The sequence below is a fragment of the Granulicella sp. dw_53 genome (assembly GCF_018449545.1).
Lineage (GTDB): Bacteria > Acidobacteriota > Terriglobia > Terriglobales > Acidobacteriaceae > Edaphobacter.
In genome coordinates this window covers 1-16,595 of the sequence record NZ_JAAVUR010000022.1, presented here as the reverse complement: position 1 = coordinate 16,595, position 16,595 = coordinate 1, and the positions used below count along the sequence as shown (strand labels likewise).

14 protein-coding genes are annotated in these 16,595 nt (G+C 56.1%); 6 read left to right on the top strand and 8 right to left on the bottom strand.

The features are described from left to right. Positions 1–168 precede the first annotated feature (168 nt). On the bottom strand, positions 169–1,974 hold the full coding sequence (locus HB393_RS22930; RefSeq protein WP_213807545.1) for a GWxTD domain-containing protein: 1,806 nt from the start codon (positions 1,972–1,974) through the stop codon (positions 169–171). Positions 1,975–2,420: 446 nt separating this feature from the next. Here HB393_RS22930 and HB393_RS22925 point away from each other — a divergent pair, with 446 nt between their 5' ends. From HB393_RS22925 to HB393_RS22915, 3 genes are all read left to right on the top strand, one after another. Then, on the top strand, positions 2,421–5,696 hold the full coding sequence (locus tag HB393_RS22925) for a carboxypeptidase regulatory-like domain-containing protein (RefSeq protein WP_213807544.1): 3,276 nt from the start codon (positions 2,421–2,423) through the stop codon (positions 5,694–5,696). Positions 5,697–5,900: 204 nt separating this feature from the next. Continuing rightward, on the top strand, positions 5,901–8,792 hold the full coding sequence (gene gyrA, locus HB393_RS22920) for a DNA gyrase subunit A (protein WP_213807543.1): 2,892 nt from the start codon (positions 5,901–5,903) through the stop codon (positions 8,790–8,792). Between the two features lie 102 nt (positions 8,793–8,894). Further along, complete coding sequence (locus HB393_RS22915; protein WP_213807542.1) at positions 8,895–9,371, top strand: transposase; 477 nt, start codon at positions 8,895–8,897, stop codon at positions 9,369–9,371. Between the two features lie 94 nt (positions 9,372–9,465). Here the strand turns inward: HB393_RS22915 and HB393_RS22910 are convergent, their stop codons facing one another. From HB393_RS22910 to HB393_RS25410, 5 genes are all read right to left on the bottom strand, one after another. Next, positions 9,466–11,115 (bottom strand): hypothetical protein, encoded by a 1,650-nt coding sequence (locus HB393_RS22910; protein ID WP_213807541.1) that lies wholly within the window; start codon positions 11,113–11,115, stop codon positions 9,466–9,468. 335 nt (positions 11,116–11,450) lie between these two features. Further along, complete coding sequence (locus HB393_RS22905; protein ID WP_213807540.1) at positions 11,451–12,110, bottom strand: Fic family protein; 660 nt, start codon at positions 12,108–12,110, stop codon at positions 11,451–11,453. Next, on the bottom strand, positions 12,110–12,292 hold the full coding sequence (locus HB393_RS22900) for a hypothetical protein (protein ID WP_213807539.1): 183 nt from the start codon (positions 12,290–12,292) through the stop codon (positions 12,110–12,112). The genes HB393_RS22905 and HB393_RS22900 overlap by 1 nt, the downstream gene beginning before the upstream one ends. A gap of 157 nt (positions 12,293–12,449) precedes the next feature. Continuing rightward, positions 12,450–12,818 carry a BrnA antitoxin family protein gene (locus tag HB393_RS25415; protein WP_255551534.1) on the bottom strand — a complete coding sequence of 123 codons (369 nt, stop codon included), beginning with the start codon at positions 12,816–12,818 and terminating at the stop codon, positions 12,450–12,452. 109 nt (positions 12,819–12,927) lie between these two features. Beyond that, positions 12,928–13,086 (bottom strand): BrnT family toxin, encoded by a 159-nt coding sequence (locus HB393_RS25410; protein ID WP_345945393.1) that lies wholly within the window; start codon positions 13,084–13,086, stop codon positions 12,928–12,930. A 93-nt stretch (positions 13,087–13,179) separates the two neighbouring features. On the opposite strand from HB393_RS25410, the gene HB393_RS22885 reads away from it, so the two are divergent. Continuing rightward, a complete protein-coding gene (locus HB393_RS22885; RefSeq protein WP_213807538.1) occupies positions 13,180–13,755 on the top strand; it encodes a DinB family protein in 576 nt (191 codons plus the stop codon). A 66-nt stretch (positions 13,756–13,821) separates the two neighbouring features. After that, entirely contained in the window at positions 13,822–14,586 is a 765-nt protein-coding gene (locus HB393_RS22880) for a GntR family transcriptional regulator (RefSeq protein ID WP_213807537.1), read from the top strand. Here HB393_RS22880 and HB393_RS22875 read toward each other — a convergent pair. Further along, positions 14,553–15,038: a DoxX family protein gene (locus HB393_RS22875; RefSeq protein ID WP_213807536.1), complete on the bottom strand. Its 486-nt coding sequence runs from the start codon at positions 15,036–15,038 to the stop codon at positions 14,553–14,555. The genes HB393_RS22880 and HB393_RS22875 overlap by 34 nt on opposite strands. Before the next feature lie 81 nt (positions 15,039–15,119). On the opposite strand from HB393_RS22875, the gene chrA reads away from it, so the two are divergent. Then, positions 15,120–16,427, top strand: a complete 1,308-nt coding sequence (gene chrA / locus HB393_RS22870; RefSeq protein ID WP_213807591.1) for a chromate efflux transporter — start codon at positions 15,120–15,122, stop codon at positions 16,425–16,427. Positions 16,428–16,475: 48 nt separating this feature from the next. Here the strand turns inward: chrA and HB393_RS22865 are convergent. Beyond that, positions 16,476–16,595: SDR family oxidoreductase (locus HB393_RS22865; protein WP_213807584.1), on the bottom strand; the 120-nt coding region annotated here is incomplete at its 5' end.

Here is a 16,595-nt window from a genome sequence, read left to right as displayed (position 1 = left end):
CCTTTGAAACGAAACATTTCCGTGATGTCCCGAATATACGACACAAGCGGTCGCATATCAATAAAAATATGCGACTGTTACGGTCTTATATATCGCCTAAGGAATACAAAGAGGCATCAGAGCAGCCAGCCTGGTCCTATCCGCCCAGTCCTATCCACCCATAGGACGTCAGGGCCGGGCGAGTCCTTGCGACTTCTTTTCGAGATCCTCGGCGGCCTGTAGGTTTCCCTGCTTGCGATAGGTCGCTGCGAGAGCCTGCTGAGCAGGAAGGTTCGTGTTCTGGATAGCCAAAGCCTCTTGGAAGTACTTCACCGCCTCATCCAGATGCTGATTGGCGACCGCGCAGAGCCCAGCCCGATAGAAGCTGTTTCCAGCATCCGTCGACGGACTCGCAGGGGTAATCACCGTCCAAAGCGGAGCAGGCCGCATCGAAGCAGGAGTGATCTCGAAGTTGAGAGACTGATAAGCCGTACTGTGATCGTCAGGATTTGTAACTCGAATCACCAGACGATAGTTACCCGGGCGAATGGTGTCGGTTTCGATATCTTTCCCAAGCAGCAAGTTTCCCGAGGCGTCGAAGCCACCTCGATCCACATTCTGATCCTCTTCCTTCTTGTCCTGCGATCCAAGTTGTCCGATCAGGTAATTAATGTTGAGGGTCTTGCCTCCGAGCTTCTCTGGAACCCCAGGAGCCTCCCACAACTGAAAGAGGATGCGCAGCGGGTCGCCCTGCGCGATGGAAGCATTATCCGAACCAACAGGCGCTAACTTAACTCCAGAGAAGCTGAAGGGCAGTTGGCTAGTCGGGTCTCTCTCTGGCGGTGAAGTGCCGGCGAAGAACACGGGACTGATCCCCAATGGATGGTCAAACTCGGGAACCACAATGGCGCGGCTTTGCTCAAAGGTCTGCTTGCCGATCTCGTTCGTTAGCGAAAGTTGTAACTCGTATTTTCCCGGTGCGATCGGCAGACGCCCTTCAACGCCGAGCGTCATTCGGCTGATCTCCTGAAATCTGCGCTCGCTTAAGTAGTCGGAGATCTTCTGGACATCTTTATAGATCTCTCTTCCGTCTGGTCCTTTGAGCCGGGCTTGTATTGAAAACGAATAGTAGTATCTTCCATCCGTCTGCTGGGCTAACCCAAGATCCCTGGGCTCACGAAATCTTAGTAAGTAGTGAAGACTAACTTGGCCAGCAGTTCCGCGACTTACAAAAGTAGTTAGATTGGTAAATTGTTCACCTAGAATAACTCGATGAGAGACACCTTCTAACTGGCCTCGTCTCAGCTTGAGCTGATCTTTATTAAGAGGTAAGTTCCAATAGTTACGAATATTACTAAGTAAGATGTCGGACTGCATCGAAGGAGTAGGTGATTTAAGATCCACCGGCTCCCCGGGTATAAGTGAAATTGCGACGTGGGCTACTTCAACTCCCAGGTCGTCGTTGATCATCTTGATCGCGACAGGATCGTTGTTCACCGCGTTCGTCCCGTTGATCAGCTTCTGGGGACGATCGCCCGTCGGAGAGTACAAGCGATAGTCTTCCACCGGACTCTGCTTATAGAACAGCACATTGAAGTGCGTTGGAAGCGCTCCGCTGGTGTTCTCGTAGAACCACATTTGCAAGGGCCGCAGAGACTTCGACTCTGGATAAGACTGAATCTGCGCCGGCGCCCCGAGTGTGATGTACACCATCCCGCGGTCGGTGCTCTCTCCATCCTCCAGCGACAGCGAACCGAAGTGCTCGTTAGCATACTCGATGCGCCTGTAATGCTCCTCTCGAAATACATTCGTCGGGGCGTTGATGGATGGGTTCCTCACCGCCCAGAACGACTCGATGAATTTGTCGCGAGCATCGTCTGATGTGAGGCGCAAAAAAACAGACCTCTCCTCGTTCGTGATCAGGTAGTTCACTTCTTTATTGAGCCAGTGAGCGTACTTCTGCGGAACTGCGGGCTCCTTCGCCGACCACGCCAACGGTGGAACGCTAAGAAGAGCGGCTAAAACAAAAAGCAGAAAGCACCATCGCCTCGTGTACGAACTAGGACGCGTCAATAGAGAGAACCTACAATCCAATTTTTTATTCAATTTAGTTTTGACCCTATAAAAAATACTAAGTTGCGAAATTTAATCATTTCATTGAAAAGTAAGATGTTAGATTCCCATCAATCATTACATTCAAAAAAATGGATCGTTAAATTTCTCCTAAAAAATGTATAAATATTGGAATAAAATCCGAAATCGCGGAAAGCAAAAAATTTTTGACGATGTAACCGCATGATTCAAATGAGAGCCAGGTTTGGTGCGGTACGTGCTATTCCGCTTCCAACGCTTTGAGTTGATATGGCTTACCGCTGGATTGGGCCCCTCCTTCCTCTCCAAAACCTTTGCCTTGCAACTCAAGTTCATCCCTGGAGGTTTTCGTGAATTGCTTTGTCAAGGCCATTCTTGCATCTGCGCTACTTCTGCCAGTGCTTTCCACTACTGAGTTACACCTGCACGCACAGGACGCCTCCGCAACACGCGGCGGACTGTCTGGAGTCATCACAGATCAAAGTGGGGCCGGTCTTCCCGAAGCAAAGATAACGGTCACCGGTCCGACCGACCAGCGCGAGGTCGTCACCGACAACACCGGACGCTATGTCGTCGGCGGACTGACTCCCGGCGTCTATACCGTCAAAGTCACAAAACAAGGCTTTAGCTCTACAGAGTCGAAGAACGTTAACGTCGTGATCGGACGTATCTCAAGCTTCGATCTCTCCGTTCAACTTGGCGCGGTGGCCGACACCATCGAAGTCACCAGCAATAGTATTGAAGTGAATACTGTCTCGACCGCTATCGGCAGCAACCTGGACTATACCTTCTACCAGCAGGTTCCCGTAGCGCGTAACGTCGGCAGCCTCTTCTATACCGCTCCCGGCGCAGTCAACGGCGGCGGCACCGGTACGGCGAACCCCTCCATCGGCGGCGCAACCGGTCTTGAGAACCAGTACATCATCGACGGAGTGAACCTCACCGACGTCGGTTACGGTGGACTCGGAGTCTTCAGCCCCACCTACGGCTCTCTCGGAACCGGCATCAACCTCTCCTTCATCCAGGGCGTGCAGGTGAAGACCGGCGCACTCGAGCCCAAGTACGGCCGCGCTGACGGCGGTATCGCCCTCATCGTCACCAAAACTGGCGGCAACAAGTTCCACGGCGCAGTCTCTGCCTACTTCGCACCGAGCCAGTTCGGCGCAACCCAACGTTATCCGGATGACTTTTTCAATCGCGTCAACACCCACGGTCGCATCTTCGCGGTGCCCCAGTACGACGCGGCCGTTGAAATAGGCGGATACATCCCCTTTCAGGGCAAACATGACAAACTCTTCTTCTTCGGAGCCTTTAACCCATCCTTGAATCAGGTTCAGTACATCGCTCCTGCCGGTTCCGGACTTCTCGCCAGCGGCGCCTTCACCAACTCCATCACCGCCTATAGCTGGGCTGGAAAGCTTACCTACAAGCCTTTCGAGACTGTCACCTTCGACGCCTCCGCGTTCGGCGATCCCTCCCGTAGCAATTACGGATATGGCTACGCCAACCAGGATACTTTTCCCCTTTATCCCAACTTGAACCAGGCAAACTCCTCTTCTTTTAGCCGCTGGAACTTCGGATCGCGCAATGAAGTTGTTCACCTGAACGCTGCGATCACCCCGACTTGGGTCATCAACATTGCTGGCACCGCGAAGCAGACCCACTTCACCGAATCTGGCTTCAGCAATTTGTTTAACATCACGGATACCACGCAACCGAACTTGGAACTCCCTGGCGCTCAGTTCAACGCAGCAGGTCTTGGCTACTATCAGAATCCTGAGACCCACGCCTACACCTTGACTGCGGAGACAGAGAAGACTGCTCACTTCTTCGGCACCCACACCCTCTCCATCGGATATGAGTTCGATCGCGCTATCTACGACTTGCTCAAGGGCTACAGCGGCGGAACCTATGCCTTCCCAACCACCAACAGTGCTGGTATCGCGACACCGGCTGGTATCTCCGGCGTCCAGACCAGCGCAGGCTTCAAGCTGATCGCTCTCAACTACTCCACGACTGCCACCCACCCCACCCCCGACCCGGTATGCCCCTTGACCCTGTGCCCCACGATGAACATCCCAGGCTTCGGCCCGGCGCAGGTTTATCTGTCGCAGAATCGCGGCATCTTCAGTAACCCACAGGCCTTCACCAGCGTTGGATACCACCAGCTCTATGCCAACGATGATTGGGTCATCAACAGGCGTGTCAGCATCAACGCAGGTATCCGCTGGGAAGAGGAACAACTCAACGGAACCGTCCAGCAGTACGTCTTCAATGACAACTGGTCTCCTCGCGTCGGCATCAATATCGACCCCCTCGGCGACCGCAAGGGCAAGGTCTTCTTCAACTACGCTCGCTACACGCAGATGCTCCCCGCGGACGCTGCTATCCGAACCCTCAACCAGGAGCAGGACGTCTACCGCGCGAACTTCGCACCGCTGTCTGACGGAAATCACAATGTCGTGCTGAGCCCCTTAGGAACCGCAATCCCGGTTCTTGATGCGGCCCACCTCTTGAGCGGAAACGCTGCAGCGGGCGCAACGAACGGTGTTCCCGCCGGTGCAGGCAGGGGCCTCTCGATCAGCGGCTCTTCACCAGAGCTGATTGCAGCGGGTACCAAGCTGAACTACGAAGAGGAGTTCGTCGGTGGAATCGAGCGTCAGGTCGGCAAGGGTTTCGTCGTCAGCGCTCGCTACACCGATCGTCGCCTGCTTCGCATCCTGGAAGATCTCTCCGGTGTCTCTCCTGAAGGTGCACTGGGAGGCCTCACTCAGAACTTCGGAATCGGCAACCCCGGCCCCTCGGCGGACTACTTCACCAACGAGCAGGAAGTCCGCTACGACACCACCCCTCCCGCCAACTGCCCGCTCGACTATGGCATCCAGACCAACGCTTCCGGTCAGTCCGTCGGCGGAGCCTGCGGCCTGAATCCTGACACCGCCGGACTCACCATCCCAGACGGAAAGCCGGACGGCTTTGCAGCCGCTCGTCGTCACTACCAGGCGTTGGAGATTGAGGCCAACAAGAACTTCAGCCACAACTTCCTGCTCCGTGTGAACTACCGCTACGCCAAGCTCTTCGGCAACTACGAGGGCCTGTACCGTAACGACAACGGCCAGTCCGATCCCGGTGTCAGCTCGCTCTTCGACTTTACACAAGGCGTGCTCAACCTCCTGGGAGGGCAGTTCAAATCTGGCTACCTCAACACCGATCGCCGTCATGTAGCCAACCTGTATGGCTCCTACACCGTCCCCAGCAGCTTCCTCAAGAACCTCACCGGAGGCCTCGGCTTCCGTGGTCAGGCCGGAGCTCCTCTCACCAACCTCGGACCGCACCCCGTCTACGACAACGAGGGAGAAATTCCTCTAGGCGCCGGTCGCGGAGCGCTGGGTCGCACTGCTTCCAACATGCAGCTCGACCTGCACACCGATTACCCAATCGCAATTCACGAAGGCGCAAAGCTGAAGCTCTCCTGGGATATGTTCAACGTCCTCAACTCCCGGTCGCTCACCCAGATCGACCAGGATTCGGCGCTCAACTCCACCACCCCCAACGTCGACTACCTCAAACCCGAGTCCTTCCAGCGCGCGTTCTACGCTCGCGGATCGGTCCGGTTCGAGTTCTAACCACCACGTTCCAAAAGAAGGGGAGAGGACACCAGTCCTCTCCCCTTCTTACTTTAAGAACGAGCCCCTGATCATCGCCTGAACCGCTAACTCCTGTATTTCCTTCGAAATCTTCAATCCCTCTCCGGCACCTCAGCCAGCACCTCCAACACCCGTTCCAGCCGTAAATCAGCCACGAAACCCTCTATAATAGAGAGATAAATCATGGCTGACGATCTCTTTCCAGAAGACCCGAAAAACCCCGAAGTACCCTCCCCGCAAGATGCCGCCTCCAACGCCCCCCCACCGGCTGGCTCTCCTCCCGACGGGCCTCCCGGATCCACCGTCCAGGGCCGCGGCGCCGCATTCATGCTCTCCATCAACATCGAGGAGGAGATGCGCCGCTCGTATCTCGACTACTCGATGTCCGTCATCATCGGCCGCGCCCTGCCTGATGTCCGTGACGGCCTCAAGCCCGTCCATCGCCGTATCTTATACGGAATGCAGGAGATGGGCCTTCAGTTCAACAAGAAATACACCAAGTCCGCCAAGGTCGTCGGCCACGTCATGGGCAACTATCATCCCCACGGCGACTCCGCCATCTACGACACCATGGTCCGCATGGCCCAGCCCTTCTCCCTCCGCTATCTATTAGTAGATGGTCAGGGAAACTTCGGCTCCGTCGACGGTGACTCCCCCGCCGCCATGCGTTACACCGAGTCCCGCCTCACCCGCATCGCCGGCGAGATGCTCGCCGACATCGACTACGACACCGTCGACTTCACCCCCAACTACGACGAGTCCACCGTCGAGCCCACTGTCCTCCCGGCACGCATCCCCAACCTCATCGTCAACGGCAGCTCTGGAATCGCCGTCGGCATGGCCACCAACATCCCGCCCCACAACCTCACCGAAGTCCTGAACGCCTGCATCGCGCTCCTCTCCAAGTCGCCACAGGACACCACCTCCGACCTCGACCTCTGCCTCCAGCACGTCCTCGGTCCAGACTTCCCCACCTACGGCATCCTCTACGGCAGCGCCAACATCCGCCAGGCCTACTCCACCGGCCGCGGCCGCTTCATCATGCGCTCCAAGTGCAAGATCGAGAACATCTCCGGCGGACGCCAGGCCATCATCGTCACCGAGATCCCCTACCAGGTCAACAAGAACAAGCTCATCGAGCGCATCGCCGAGCTCGTCAACGAGGGCATCATCACCGACATCGCCCGCGACGAGTTCCGCGACGAGTCCGACCGCGACGGCATGCGCATCGTCATCGGCCTCAAGCGCGGAGCCGAGCACCAGATCGTCCTCAACCAGCTCCACAAGCACACCCAGATGCAGGAGTCCTTCTCCATGATCTTCCTGGCCGTCCACAACGGCCAGCCCAAGGAGCTCCCGCTCGACAAGGCCATCCGCGCCTTCCTCGACCACCGCGTCGAAGTCGTCCGCCGCCGCACCGCCTTCCTGCTCTCCAAAGCCCGCGACCGCGAGCACATCCTGCTCGGCTACCAGATCGCCCTCGACCACCTCGACAACGTCATCCGGATGATCCGTCAGTCCGGCAGCCGCGCCGAGGCCCGCGAGCGCCTCTACAGCTACTTCTCCGGCACCACCATCAACCTCCGCGGCACAGAGCTCGCCGGCGTCACGCTCGACCCCACCAAGTACGGCGTCGACATGACCTTCTCCACCACCGGCACCCTCATCCTCTCCTACCGTCAGATCGACGCCATCCTCGAGCTGCAGCTCTACCGCCTCACCCAGCTCTCCATCGACGAGCTCCTCAAAGAGCTCTCCGAGGTCCGCGACAACATCGCCGAGTTCGAATCCATCCTCGCCTCGCCCGCCAAGCTCCGCAAGGTCATCATCAAGGAGCTCACCGAGGCCCGCGACAAGTACGGCGACGTCCGCCGCACCCAGATCGTCGACGAGACCGCCGACCTCCAGCTCGAAGACCTCATCGCCGACGAGCAGGTCGCCGTCACCGTCTCCAACACCGGCTACCTCAAGCGGACACCCATCTCCACCTACCGCCAGCAGCGGCGCGGCGGCACCGGGCGCATCGGCATGAAGACCCGCGACGAAGACTTCGTCGCCCAGCTCATCGTGGACTCCACCCACGCCTACCTGCTCTGCTTCACCAACACCGGCCGCGTCTACTGGCTCAAGGTCTACGAAGTCCCCGACGTCGGAACCGTCGGCAAGGGCAAGGCCATGGCCTCCCTCATGGACCTCCAGCCCGGCGAGAAGGTCGTCACCATCCTCCCCGTCCGCGACCTCTCCGAAGAGGGCAAGAACATCCTCTTCGCCACCCGCAACGGCACCGTCAAGAAGACCGCCCTCAAGGACTTCTCCAACGTCATGTCCCGCGGCATCATCGCCATCGGCATCGATAAGGACGACGAACTGATCACCGCCCGCATCACCGACGGCCAGCAGGTCATCTTCCTCGCCACCCACGACGGCATGGCCATCCGCTTCGACGAGAAGGACCTCCGCCCCATGGGCCGCCCCGCCTACGGAAACAAGGGCATCGACCTCCGCAAGGGAGACTACGTCGTCGGAGCAGCCGTTACCCCCTCCGCCGAGGCCCGCGAAAAGAAGCGCCGCGAGCTCGCCGAGACCAAGGGCCTCGCCGACGCACTCGCCGCCGCCATCGACGACGCCGCAGCCACCCCGCTCGACCTCTCCGGCAACCCCGAAGACCAGGTCGAACCCGCCAAGTCCGCCGAGCTCGACAAGCTCGACAAACAACTCGGCCTCACCCCCTGCCTCATCCTCTCCGTCTCGGAGAACGGCTACGGCAAACGCACCGACGTCGACCAGTACCGCCTCCAGACCCGCGGCGGCAAGGGCGTCATCAATATGAAGACCAGCGCCAAGATCGGCAAAGTCACCGGCATCCAGCTCGTCGACGACACCACCGAGATGATGGTCATCAGCCAGTTCGGCAAGATCATCCGCATCGACACCAAACAGGTCCGCGCCGCCGGCCGCAGCACCCAGGGCGTAAAACTCCTCGACCTCGAAGATCAGGACAAAGTAGCCGCCGCCGTAGTCATCCCCCCAGAAGAAGCCAAAATCCAACCCGAAGACGGCACGCTTCTACAGTAATCAAGAGCCACCAAAGCCGGGTGCCCCATCTTCGCGACAGCTTTATCGTCGCTAAGGTGGGCATCGGGCGTTAGCCCGACCGACAGTTTAAAATCCACCCATATGCCCCTCGGGTTAAAGCGATACCAGCAAGAAGGCGACGACCACTTCATCACCTTCAGTTGCTATGACCGCAAACCCTACCTCAACACTCCATCCGCCCGCGACATCGTCGAACACTCCATAGAACTCACCCGCCAGCGTTACGAATTCGAAGTCCTCGGCTACGTCATCATGCCCGAGCACGTCCACCTGCTGCTCAGCGAACCGGAAACCAAACCCCTCGCCACCGCCCTGCAAGCCCTGAAGCTCTCTATCGCTAAACTCTCCACGCCAAAACCCTTTTGGCTACCCCGCTACTACGACTTCAACGTCTACACCCACGATAAGCGAGTCGAGAAACTCCGCTACATGCACCGCAACCCCGTCACCCGAGGCCTGGTTGCCAACCCCGAAGACTGGCCCCACTCCAGCTACCGCCACTATCTTCTCAACGAACCAAGCCCAATCCAAATCACCACTAATCTGAACTGCAAGTAACCACTCAACAGAAGAAACCTAAAAGACTCGCCCAAAACCTAGAGACACGTAAATGACATTTATTGTTGTGAATCAAGGCATCTGGACTCCCAGACTACGATTCATCTGGGCTTTGGTGGGATTGTTCAAGTCGTTCAGGAGAGGCTTCTACAGTGAACAATAATTGTTCTCCAGGATGCAACACTTCCGATGTCAGGATAATTCTTCGTATACTTCTTCGATCATCGAACGGTACGACGAAATCTGCATCCACGACGGATTTATCCTCAAACCCCTCGGGCGACTTTGATGTGCCTAAAAGGCTTACGTAGGTGCCATAGTCTAACGTATATATGTTGTAACGTACCCCGGGGTTATCTTTGTCGGCATATCCCCTCATCACTAGATGAAGAACCCGAGAATCAAAGAGTCTTTGAAGAAGTTCGTTTCCTTCGAGCTCTTTCGGAACCATAAAAGATCGAGCCTTCTTTTTCCCAATGACCTCTTCCACAATGCGTCGAAGAGCTTGGCTCAGCTCAGGGGCAAGTTCGCGAGCCTTATCTTGTTCGAACCATTGTTGAGCGGCTTCTGTAATGGTGCGCTTTTCTATTTTGGAATGCTCTTTTCGCTGGCTTGTAAAGAATGCATGCGTAAATATATTGATCAGGTCTCGAGCGACACCTTCAGCTGCCCTTGCCAATTCTTGGAAGGAAGTCGTGCTATTTGTAAAAAATGTAGTCACAAATTTGTCGCTATCAGTGATTCCGTATTTTGATTGCAAATAATCTTCAGGGACTTCACTTCTTACGTGATTGTAGAGAATATCGGCAAAAGCTTTAGTGACTCGATCTTTATTTCGGTCAAATACATAGTGATCGTCTAAGTCCATACCGGTTGCGATATCCGCTCCTACCTCTAAACCAAGCAATCCAGCAAGCGGCGTCTTAATCGAAAAATTAGAGCGATATTCCAGGGAAGCAATTTTTACGGTAACGGTATTCACTGGCAAGAATCCACGCTTAATAAACTCTGCTAGATAGGGCTGAATGTCGATCGGTAACGACGACCATTCATCAAGCAAAATAAATAAAAGAAGATCTGCCTTTTCGCAAATCGCCCTAAGTAAATTATTAATCGCCGGGAATATTACTTTGTCCGAATAGACAACCGATTCATTAATTACCTTTTCTGTTGCTGAGCTCTTCTTGGTTTGGAAACCTAAATTGACCGAAACTTCAACAGGTTTGCCGGTCAAACCGAGGCTGATCAGATCCTCAGACCCGGATTGCACTTTGGAAGACAGCGACCCTATCCTCCGGTCTACGATGGGCTGCATCACGGCAGCCTCTAGTCGCGAGAGCAAGTCTAAGACTTCGTTAGCGTGTTGTGTTGGAGTCTCTATGATCCGCTCTAAGAGAGCATCATGGACTTCAGCAAGAATGTCTTTAAACAAAGCAAGACATCGATGTTCGATCGGCAACGTAAAATCGGAGAACTGACTGCTGCTCCCAAGAGTACGGCAGTCAATATAAACAACTTTTGCTTGAGGGGTTTTCGAAAGCTCGGCCCCCAAATAATTGAAAAGATGTGTCTTCCCGGTTCCACGTCTGCCATACACAATCTGATTGTTCTCTGTGGCAATTTGGGGGATAACCCCAAGATCGACAAAGGATTCAAGTGACTTCTGAATGTCGCGTTGTTTTTCTGAACGTTGCTTTATGTTTGCAACTGCTTTCTGTATTACAGGATCAGAAATAACGCTCATTGTTGCCTCCGCCGATTATTCACTCTATCCACGCTCCTCTGCGCAATCACTATCGATCGAATTGCTGCGAATTAGCAGGTGGAGGGGCAGGTCAACCATACAACATAAAACCAAGGTACGTTCTCGGGTAACGGATGGCCCACGCACAATACTAGAGATGATTTCTGATACCCTTCGCGAACCCTCACCGCCCCTTCAAATCCGCCAGCATCCGCTCCCTTAGCATCTGGTTCGCCCGTCTGATACCCCTCACCATCCTTCTTCAGCCACGCGATCACATCCGCATTCAGACACAGACCATTCCATGCCTCGCTGGTGATTAAACGTCTCGTACCTCATTCTCCGCCGAACTGCGAGTCTTGATGCACTGCCACCAATTGGGCAGCTAACATAGAGCCCAACAAATTCTTCATAGCAGTCAGATCAATCTTGCCCTCACTCCACGCGATATCCGCTGCCTCTAACGCATCGTAATAAGGCCTCTTATCACTCGCAATTTGTTCAGGAATGGTGAGTTTTCCCGGCAGCAAGTATCCCAATTTAAGACAAAGAATTAGGTAAGAGGCAGCACGCGAAGTCCGTCCATTTCCATCCGTGAAAGGATGAATCCAATTGAGCTTCCACATGACGTAAGACGCTAAATGCAGTGGACTCTTCTCCAACCACTTGTCATTCACATAGTCACACAGCTCTTCGATCAGTTCAGGAATTTGAAAAGAAGCTGGAGGAGCGTGCCCGCTGCCTTTAATCTCAATTCCCGCTGGTCGCCAGATCCCCGCGTATCCGGAGAGTCCCAGGAGAGCAACGCGATGAAGAGTCTGCAAGTGAGAAGGGCGGAACCTGAAAGGCCGTTCTGGGTCGAGATAGGTCTCAATGATCTCAACTACAACTTCAAACTGCTTGAGCCCGTTCTGAACCTCTTGCAGAGCCTTCAATTCAGGGTCGCGGATCAGTTCAGCTTCAAGCGCCTGACTATGCCGCTCGTCATCCGCCATTAGCGCGTCTGCGCCTCTTCTATCAGAAGTTCGTCTTGTTGATCTACCATCTCACGCGTGATGCGGTCATTCTCGATCTTCGTATTGCCATACGCAAAGCTGCGCCGCTGCGCCTGCCGCTCGTCGGGGGAGATGGATCGCGACCGCGCCGCTTCGATCAGAGTCTGGAGATGATTAGACATGACATTTTCCTCTGCACTCTCGAATCTACACCAACCCGCTGCCAGCCGCAGCAACCGAGTAAGTAGGTACCCTAAGTTACACTATCCGTTCACTTGTACATTCAGCGCACCCTCGTCTCAGCAATCGGTTAGCCTTCGCCCCGCCGCAAATCACTTCTTACCGCCCCTTCAAATCCGCCAGCATTCTCTCCCGAAGCATCTGGTTCGCCCGCGTCTGATACCCCTCACCATCCTTCTTCAGCCACGCGATCACATCCGCATCCAGACGCAGACTCACCGCCTGCTTCACCGGACGGTACCACTTACCCCGCTCCGCCCGGCTCCACTGTCCATCTGTCCACTCCGGAATATCCGAAGTATCGATCTCCGAGTCCGGCATCTTCGACAGCGCTTCGAGATTGTCCTTCTGGGCCTGCGTCAACGGATCACCCGGCTCCCTCCGGTACGTGACCCTATGCGGCCTCGCCGGATCAGCGGGTGCGTACCCTTTCTTCGGAACTGTCTTCGTCTTAGTGGATGCGTTCATAGCGTCTCCTCTCCTTCGGTGTCACCGTTCGGGCTGAGATGATCCGAACCAGCTCTTCGCCTTCTTCGTCCTCAAGGGTGTGCGCGACCCAGCAGAAGCAAAACGCCTTCTACCAATCCGATGGTCTGCCACCGCGCCTCCCCATCCGCCTCCGATCCTGATCCATCAACAGGTCAGGATCATCGAAGACCAGCGTTGCGGTCTCAAATAACACCCTATGTTTCCGATAATTGCTGAGGTTCTTTCTCTGGTCCCAGTCAAAGCGCACGGACACCGCCTATACAAATATGTATATACAAAATCCTCTTCCCCGGCAACCCACCACCTGATACCCTTCCTCCGACCCCAAACGGAGAAAACCATGCGAATCCAACCCACCCGCGCCTCGCTCTTAGCCCTCCTGCTCCTCGCCCCATTCGCCCACCCGCAGGCTCCCACCAAAGCCGAGCCGCCCGCCACCCTCCGCTCAATCCTGCTCAACCAGCTCCAGTCCACCCACGACAAGGCCGAGTGGTTCGTCCCCGTCAACACCGCCATCGCAAACCTCACCCCCGAGCAGGCCCGCTGGATCCCCAAATCCGAGACCCCCAACCCCGCCCCCGCCGACCACTCCGTCGGCATGCTCGCCTACCACCTCCTCTTCTGGAACACCAACGCCCTCGCTAGGTTCAAGGGCGAAAAGACCCCACCCACCCCCGACGACAACAACGAGACCTTCAACAAATTCGACGCCACCTCCTGGTCCCAGACCGTCCAAAAGCTCGACGCCGTCCTCACTGCCTGGGAGCAGGCCGTCCTCTCCGCCGACGAAGCCACCCTCCAGAAGAACGCCACCACCATCGCCCACATCGGTACCCACAACGCCTACCACACCGGCCAGATCATCGAGATCCGCAAACTCCAGGGCTCCTGGGACCCCGCCAAGGGCGTCAAGTAATCACTCGCGCCTTCTATGCGCCCGGAGACTCATCCACGAAAACCATGAGGACGTTATATTGTCCTTATGGCCGAAACCCCACTCTACGGCAAGGTCGAAGAGGTTCTGGCCTCCGAGGTTGCACGCGGAGATCTGAAGCCCGGAGACCGCTTGCCCAGCGAAGAAGAGCTTCTGACGCGGTTCGACGTAAGCCGGATCACCGTACGTCGAGCCATCCAGAATCTTATTCGGCGCGAGATCGTGGAGATCCGGAGAGGCCACGGCACCTATGTGCTGCCGCCAAGGATCTCGCAGGAGCTCACAACTCTTACCGGCTTTGTCGAGGACATGGATATCCACGGGCGCAAGGCCTCCGCGCGCGTCCTGAGCCAGGCTGTCGTTGCGGCAAACGCGATCGTCGCACGCCAGCTCGGCATCAGCAAAGGCGTACGCGTAATGCGGATTGAGCGCGTTCGTCTCGCGGATTCAGTTCCCATGTCGTTCGATGAGACCTACCTTCCGCTTGATATTGGAGAGCAGATCGTAAAGAACGACCTCCATCTCAAGCCCATCTTCACCTTGCTGGAAGAGAAGTACGGAATCCCCCTGACCGACGCCGAGTACAAGATGGAAGCCGCAGCAGCCGCGGCGCCCATAGCCCAGGCGCTCGCAATCGCGGAGGGTTCACCGATCTTCCGCATCGAGCGAACCTCCTTCACAGTAGGCGGCCGCCCCATCGACTACGAAATCCTCTCCTATCGAGGAGACCTGATTCGATTCGTCACGCGGTTGGCACGAAAGCCGGCGAAGAAGCAGTCTCAATCCAAGGCTCTGTCTCCACGCAGACGATAGGCATCGACCGACCAGGGACTCGGAGCACTCAGCGCCAGCACTAGGATCGCGACGATGTACAGCAGATCGCACTCGTATCCTGGCGGTCCGAACTGCGCCCTGCCGCCAGTGAAGCTAAGCAGTTTGATCGAGCTGAAGCCATAGGGCAGGTGGACGGTAAAGACCGCAACGACGAGCAGGAAGATCGTCGGAATACTCACCAGGGTCACAAAGGCGCCCACCAGGATCGCCAAGCCACCAAAAATCTCGACCAGAATGCTGATCCAGGCCGTCAACTGGGGCACAGGAACACCCATCGCATGCAGGATGGTTGCGAAGGCTGCCGGCCCCTTGGACCACTTCGCAAGCCCGTGAGCCAGAAAACCATATCCCACAACCAGCCGCAGAGGCACCATCGCATAACGAGCCGTGACCTCGCGTACATCACCCAGCCTAAACATCTGAGATCTCATCACTCCTCCATTCTGTTCTGTAGCAAAGACAATTTTGATCCAACAATAGGACGTTATAATGTCATAGAGGTTACAGCAAATTTGACGGCTCGGTCGCCGCACACAACATCACGTTCGCCTGCCTTCTCGGAAGCTCTAAGCTTCTGGTGGAGACTCGGTTGGATTAGCTTTGGCGGCACGGCAGCTCATATCGCCATCCTTCATGACGAACTGGTCATCGAAAAACAGTGGATCAGCGGCGAAGAGTTCCTTCACGCACTGAGCCACTGCATGATTCTTCCCGGTCCCGAAGCACAACAACTCGCCATCTACATCGGCTGGAAGCTACATGGAAAGAAAGGGGGCCTCGCCGCCGGCAGCCTCTTCGTTCTGCCCTCCATGTTTGTCATCCTCGCCCTGAGCTTGATCTACGTCCTCCTCGGCCGCTTGCCGCTGGTCGCCGCGATGATCTCCGGACTTAGGCCTGGAGTCGTCGCACTCGTCGCACTTGCGCTTCTTCGCGTTGCGCGCAGAACTCTCATCGCTCCAGCTCAGTGGCTGGCGGCTGTGGGCGCGTTTGCCGCGATGGCTTGGTTTCGCGCGTCGATCCCACTGGTCATGCTCGTCATGGCTCTGCTTGGGCTTTTGCTAGGCCGATACCAACCTGGACTGCTGCCGGTCGCACCTCAGAACGGTGGTGAGTTTAGAGATAATAGTGTCCTTCCATGGACGAAGCTTCTCTCGTCTTTGCTTCGAATCGCCACAGTCGGATTCGTCCTATGGCTCACGCCGCTGCTACTCATATACGGCTTTGGTCGAGACTTCAGCTTTTGGAGACAACTGGCCCTCTTCTTTACGCAAACGTCCTTCGTTACAATCGGCGGCTCTTATACGGTCATTCCGTACGTCGCACATATGGCAGTGACCAAGTATCACTGGCTGAACTCGGCCCAGATGATAGACGGTTTCTCTCTGGCGGAGACCACTCCGGGACCTCTCATCATCGTAGTAGCGTTCGTCGGTTTCATGGCCGGCTTCAATCACTCCCACGGATCGACGCTCGCAGCAACCTTGGCGTTGGCCGTCACAACCTTCTATACGTTTCTCCCCTGCTTTATCTTCGTCTTCGCCGGCGCTCCATTCGTGGAAAAAACATACGGCAACCGCGGAATGGAAGGCGCGCTGCGCATGATCGCTGCAGTCGTGGTCGCCGCGATGCTAAACCTCACACTCTTTCTCATCCGGGGAGCCCTCTTTCCGCCCGGAAGCTTCAGCCTGACACACGTCGATCGATTCGCGGTCATCTGGATCGCGGTCTCGTTCTTACTGCTGAGCAAGTTCCGTATAGGCATCGGAAGATTCGTCGCTCTATGTCTTCTATCAGGGCTCATACGCTGGGCCGTCTGGTGATTAGGTGGGCTTGTCCGGAGTCGTTTGACGCCGGACAAGCCGCTAGCATTAGAGCTGGAGCCTGCCGCCATCGACCGCGATCTCGGAGCCAGTGATGTACGAAGCATCCTCCGAAGCAAGAAATGTAACGACATTTGCCACTTCGTCCGAGTTCCCGAAACGGCCCGT

What these genes read in the sequence shown, in the direction of transcription:
- gyrA (WP_213807543.1), top strand. Translation starts at nt 5,901, where the DNA reads ATGGCTGACGATCTCTTTCCAGAAGACCCGAAAAACCCCGAAGTACCC.
- HB393_RS22915 (WP_213807542.1), top strand. Translation starts at nt 8,895, where the DNA reads ATGCCCCTCGGGTTAAAGCGATACCAGCAAGAAGGCGACGACCACTTC.
- HB393_RS22910 (WP_213807541.1), bottom strand. Translation starts at nt 11,115, where the DNA reads ATGAGCGTTATTTCTGATCCTGTAATACAGAAAGCAGTTGCAAACATA.
- HB393_RS22905 (WP_213807540.1), bottom strand. Translation starts at nt 12,110, where the DNA reads ATGGCGGATGACGAGCGGCATAGTCAGGCGCTTGAAGCTGAACTGATC.
- HB393_RS22900 (WP_213807539.1), bottom strand. Translation starts at nt 12,292, where the DNA reads ATGTCTAATCATCTCCAGACTCTGATCGAAGCGGCGCGGTCGCGATCC.
- HB393_RS25415 (WP_255551534.1), bottom strand. Translation starts at nt 12,818, where the DNA reads ATGAACGCATCCACTAAGACGAAGACAGTTCCGAAGAAAGGGTACGCA.
- HB393_RS22885 (WP_213807538.1), top strand. Translation starts at nt 13,180, where the DNA reads ATGCGAATCCAACCCACCCGCGCCTCGCTCTTAGCCCTCCTGCTCCTC.
- HB393_RS22880 (WP_213807537.1), top strand. Translation starts at nt 13,822, where the DNA reads ATGGCCGAAACCCCACTCTACGGCAAGGTCGAAGAGGTTCTGGCCTCC.
- HB393_RS22875 (WP_213807536.1), bottom strand. Translation starts at nt 15,038, where the DNA reads ATGAGATCTCAGATGTTTAGGCTGGGTGATGTACGCGAGGTCACGGCT.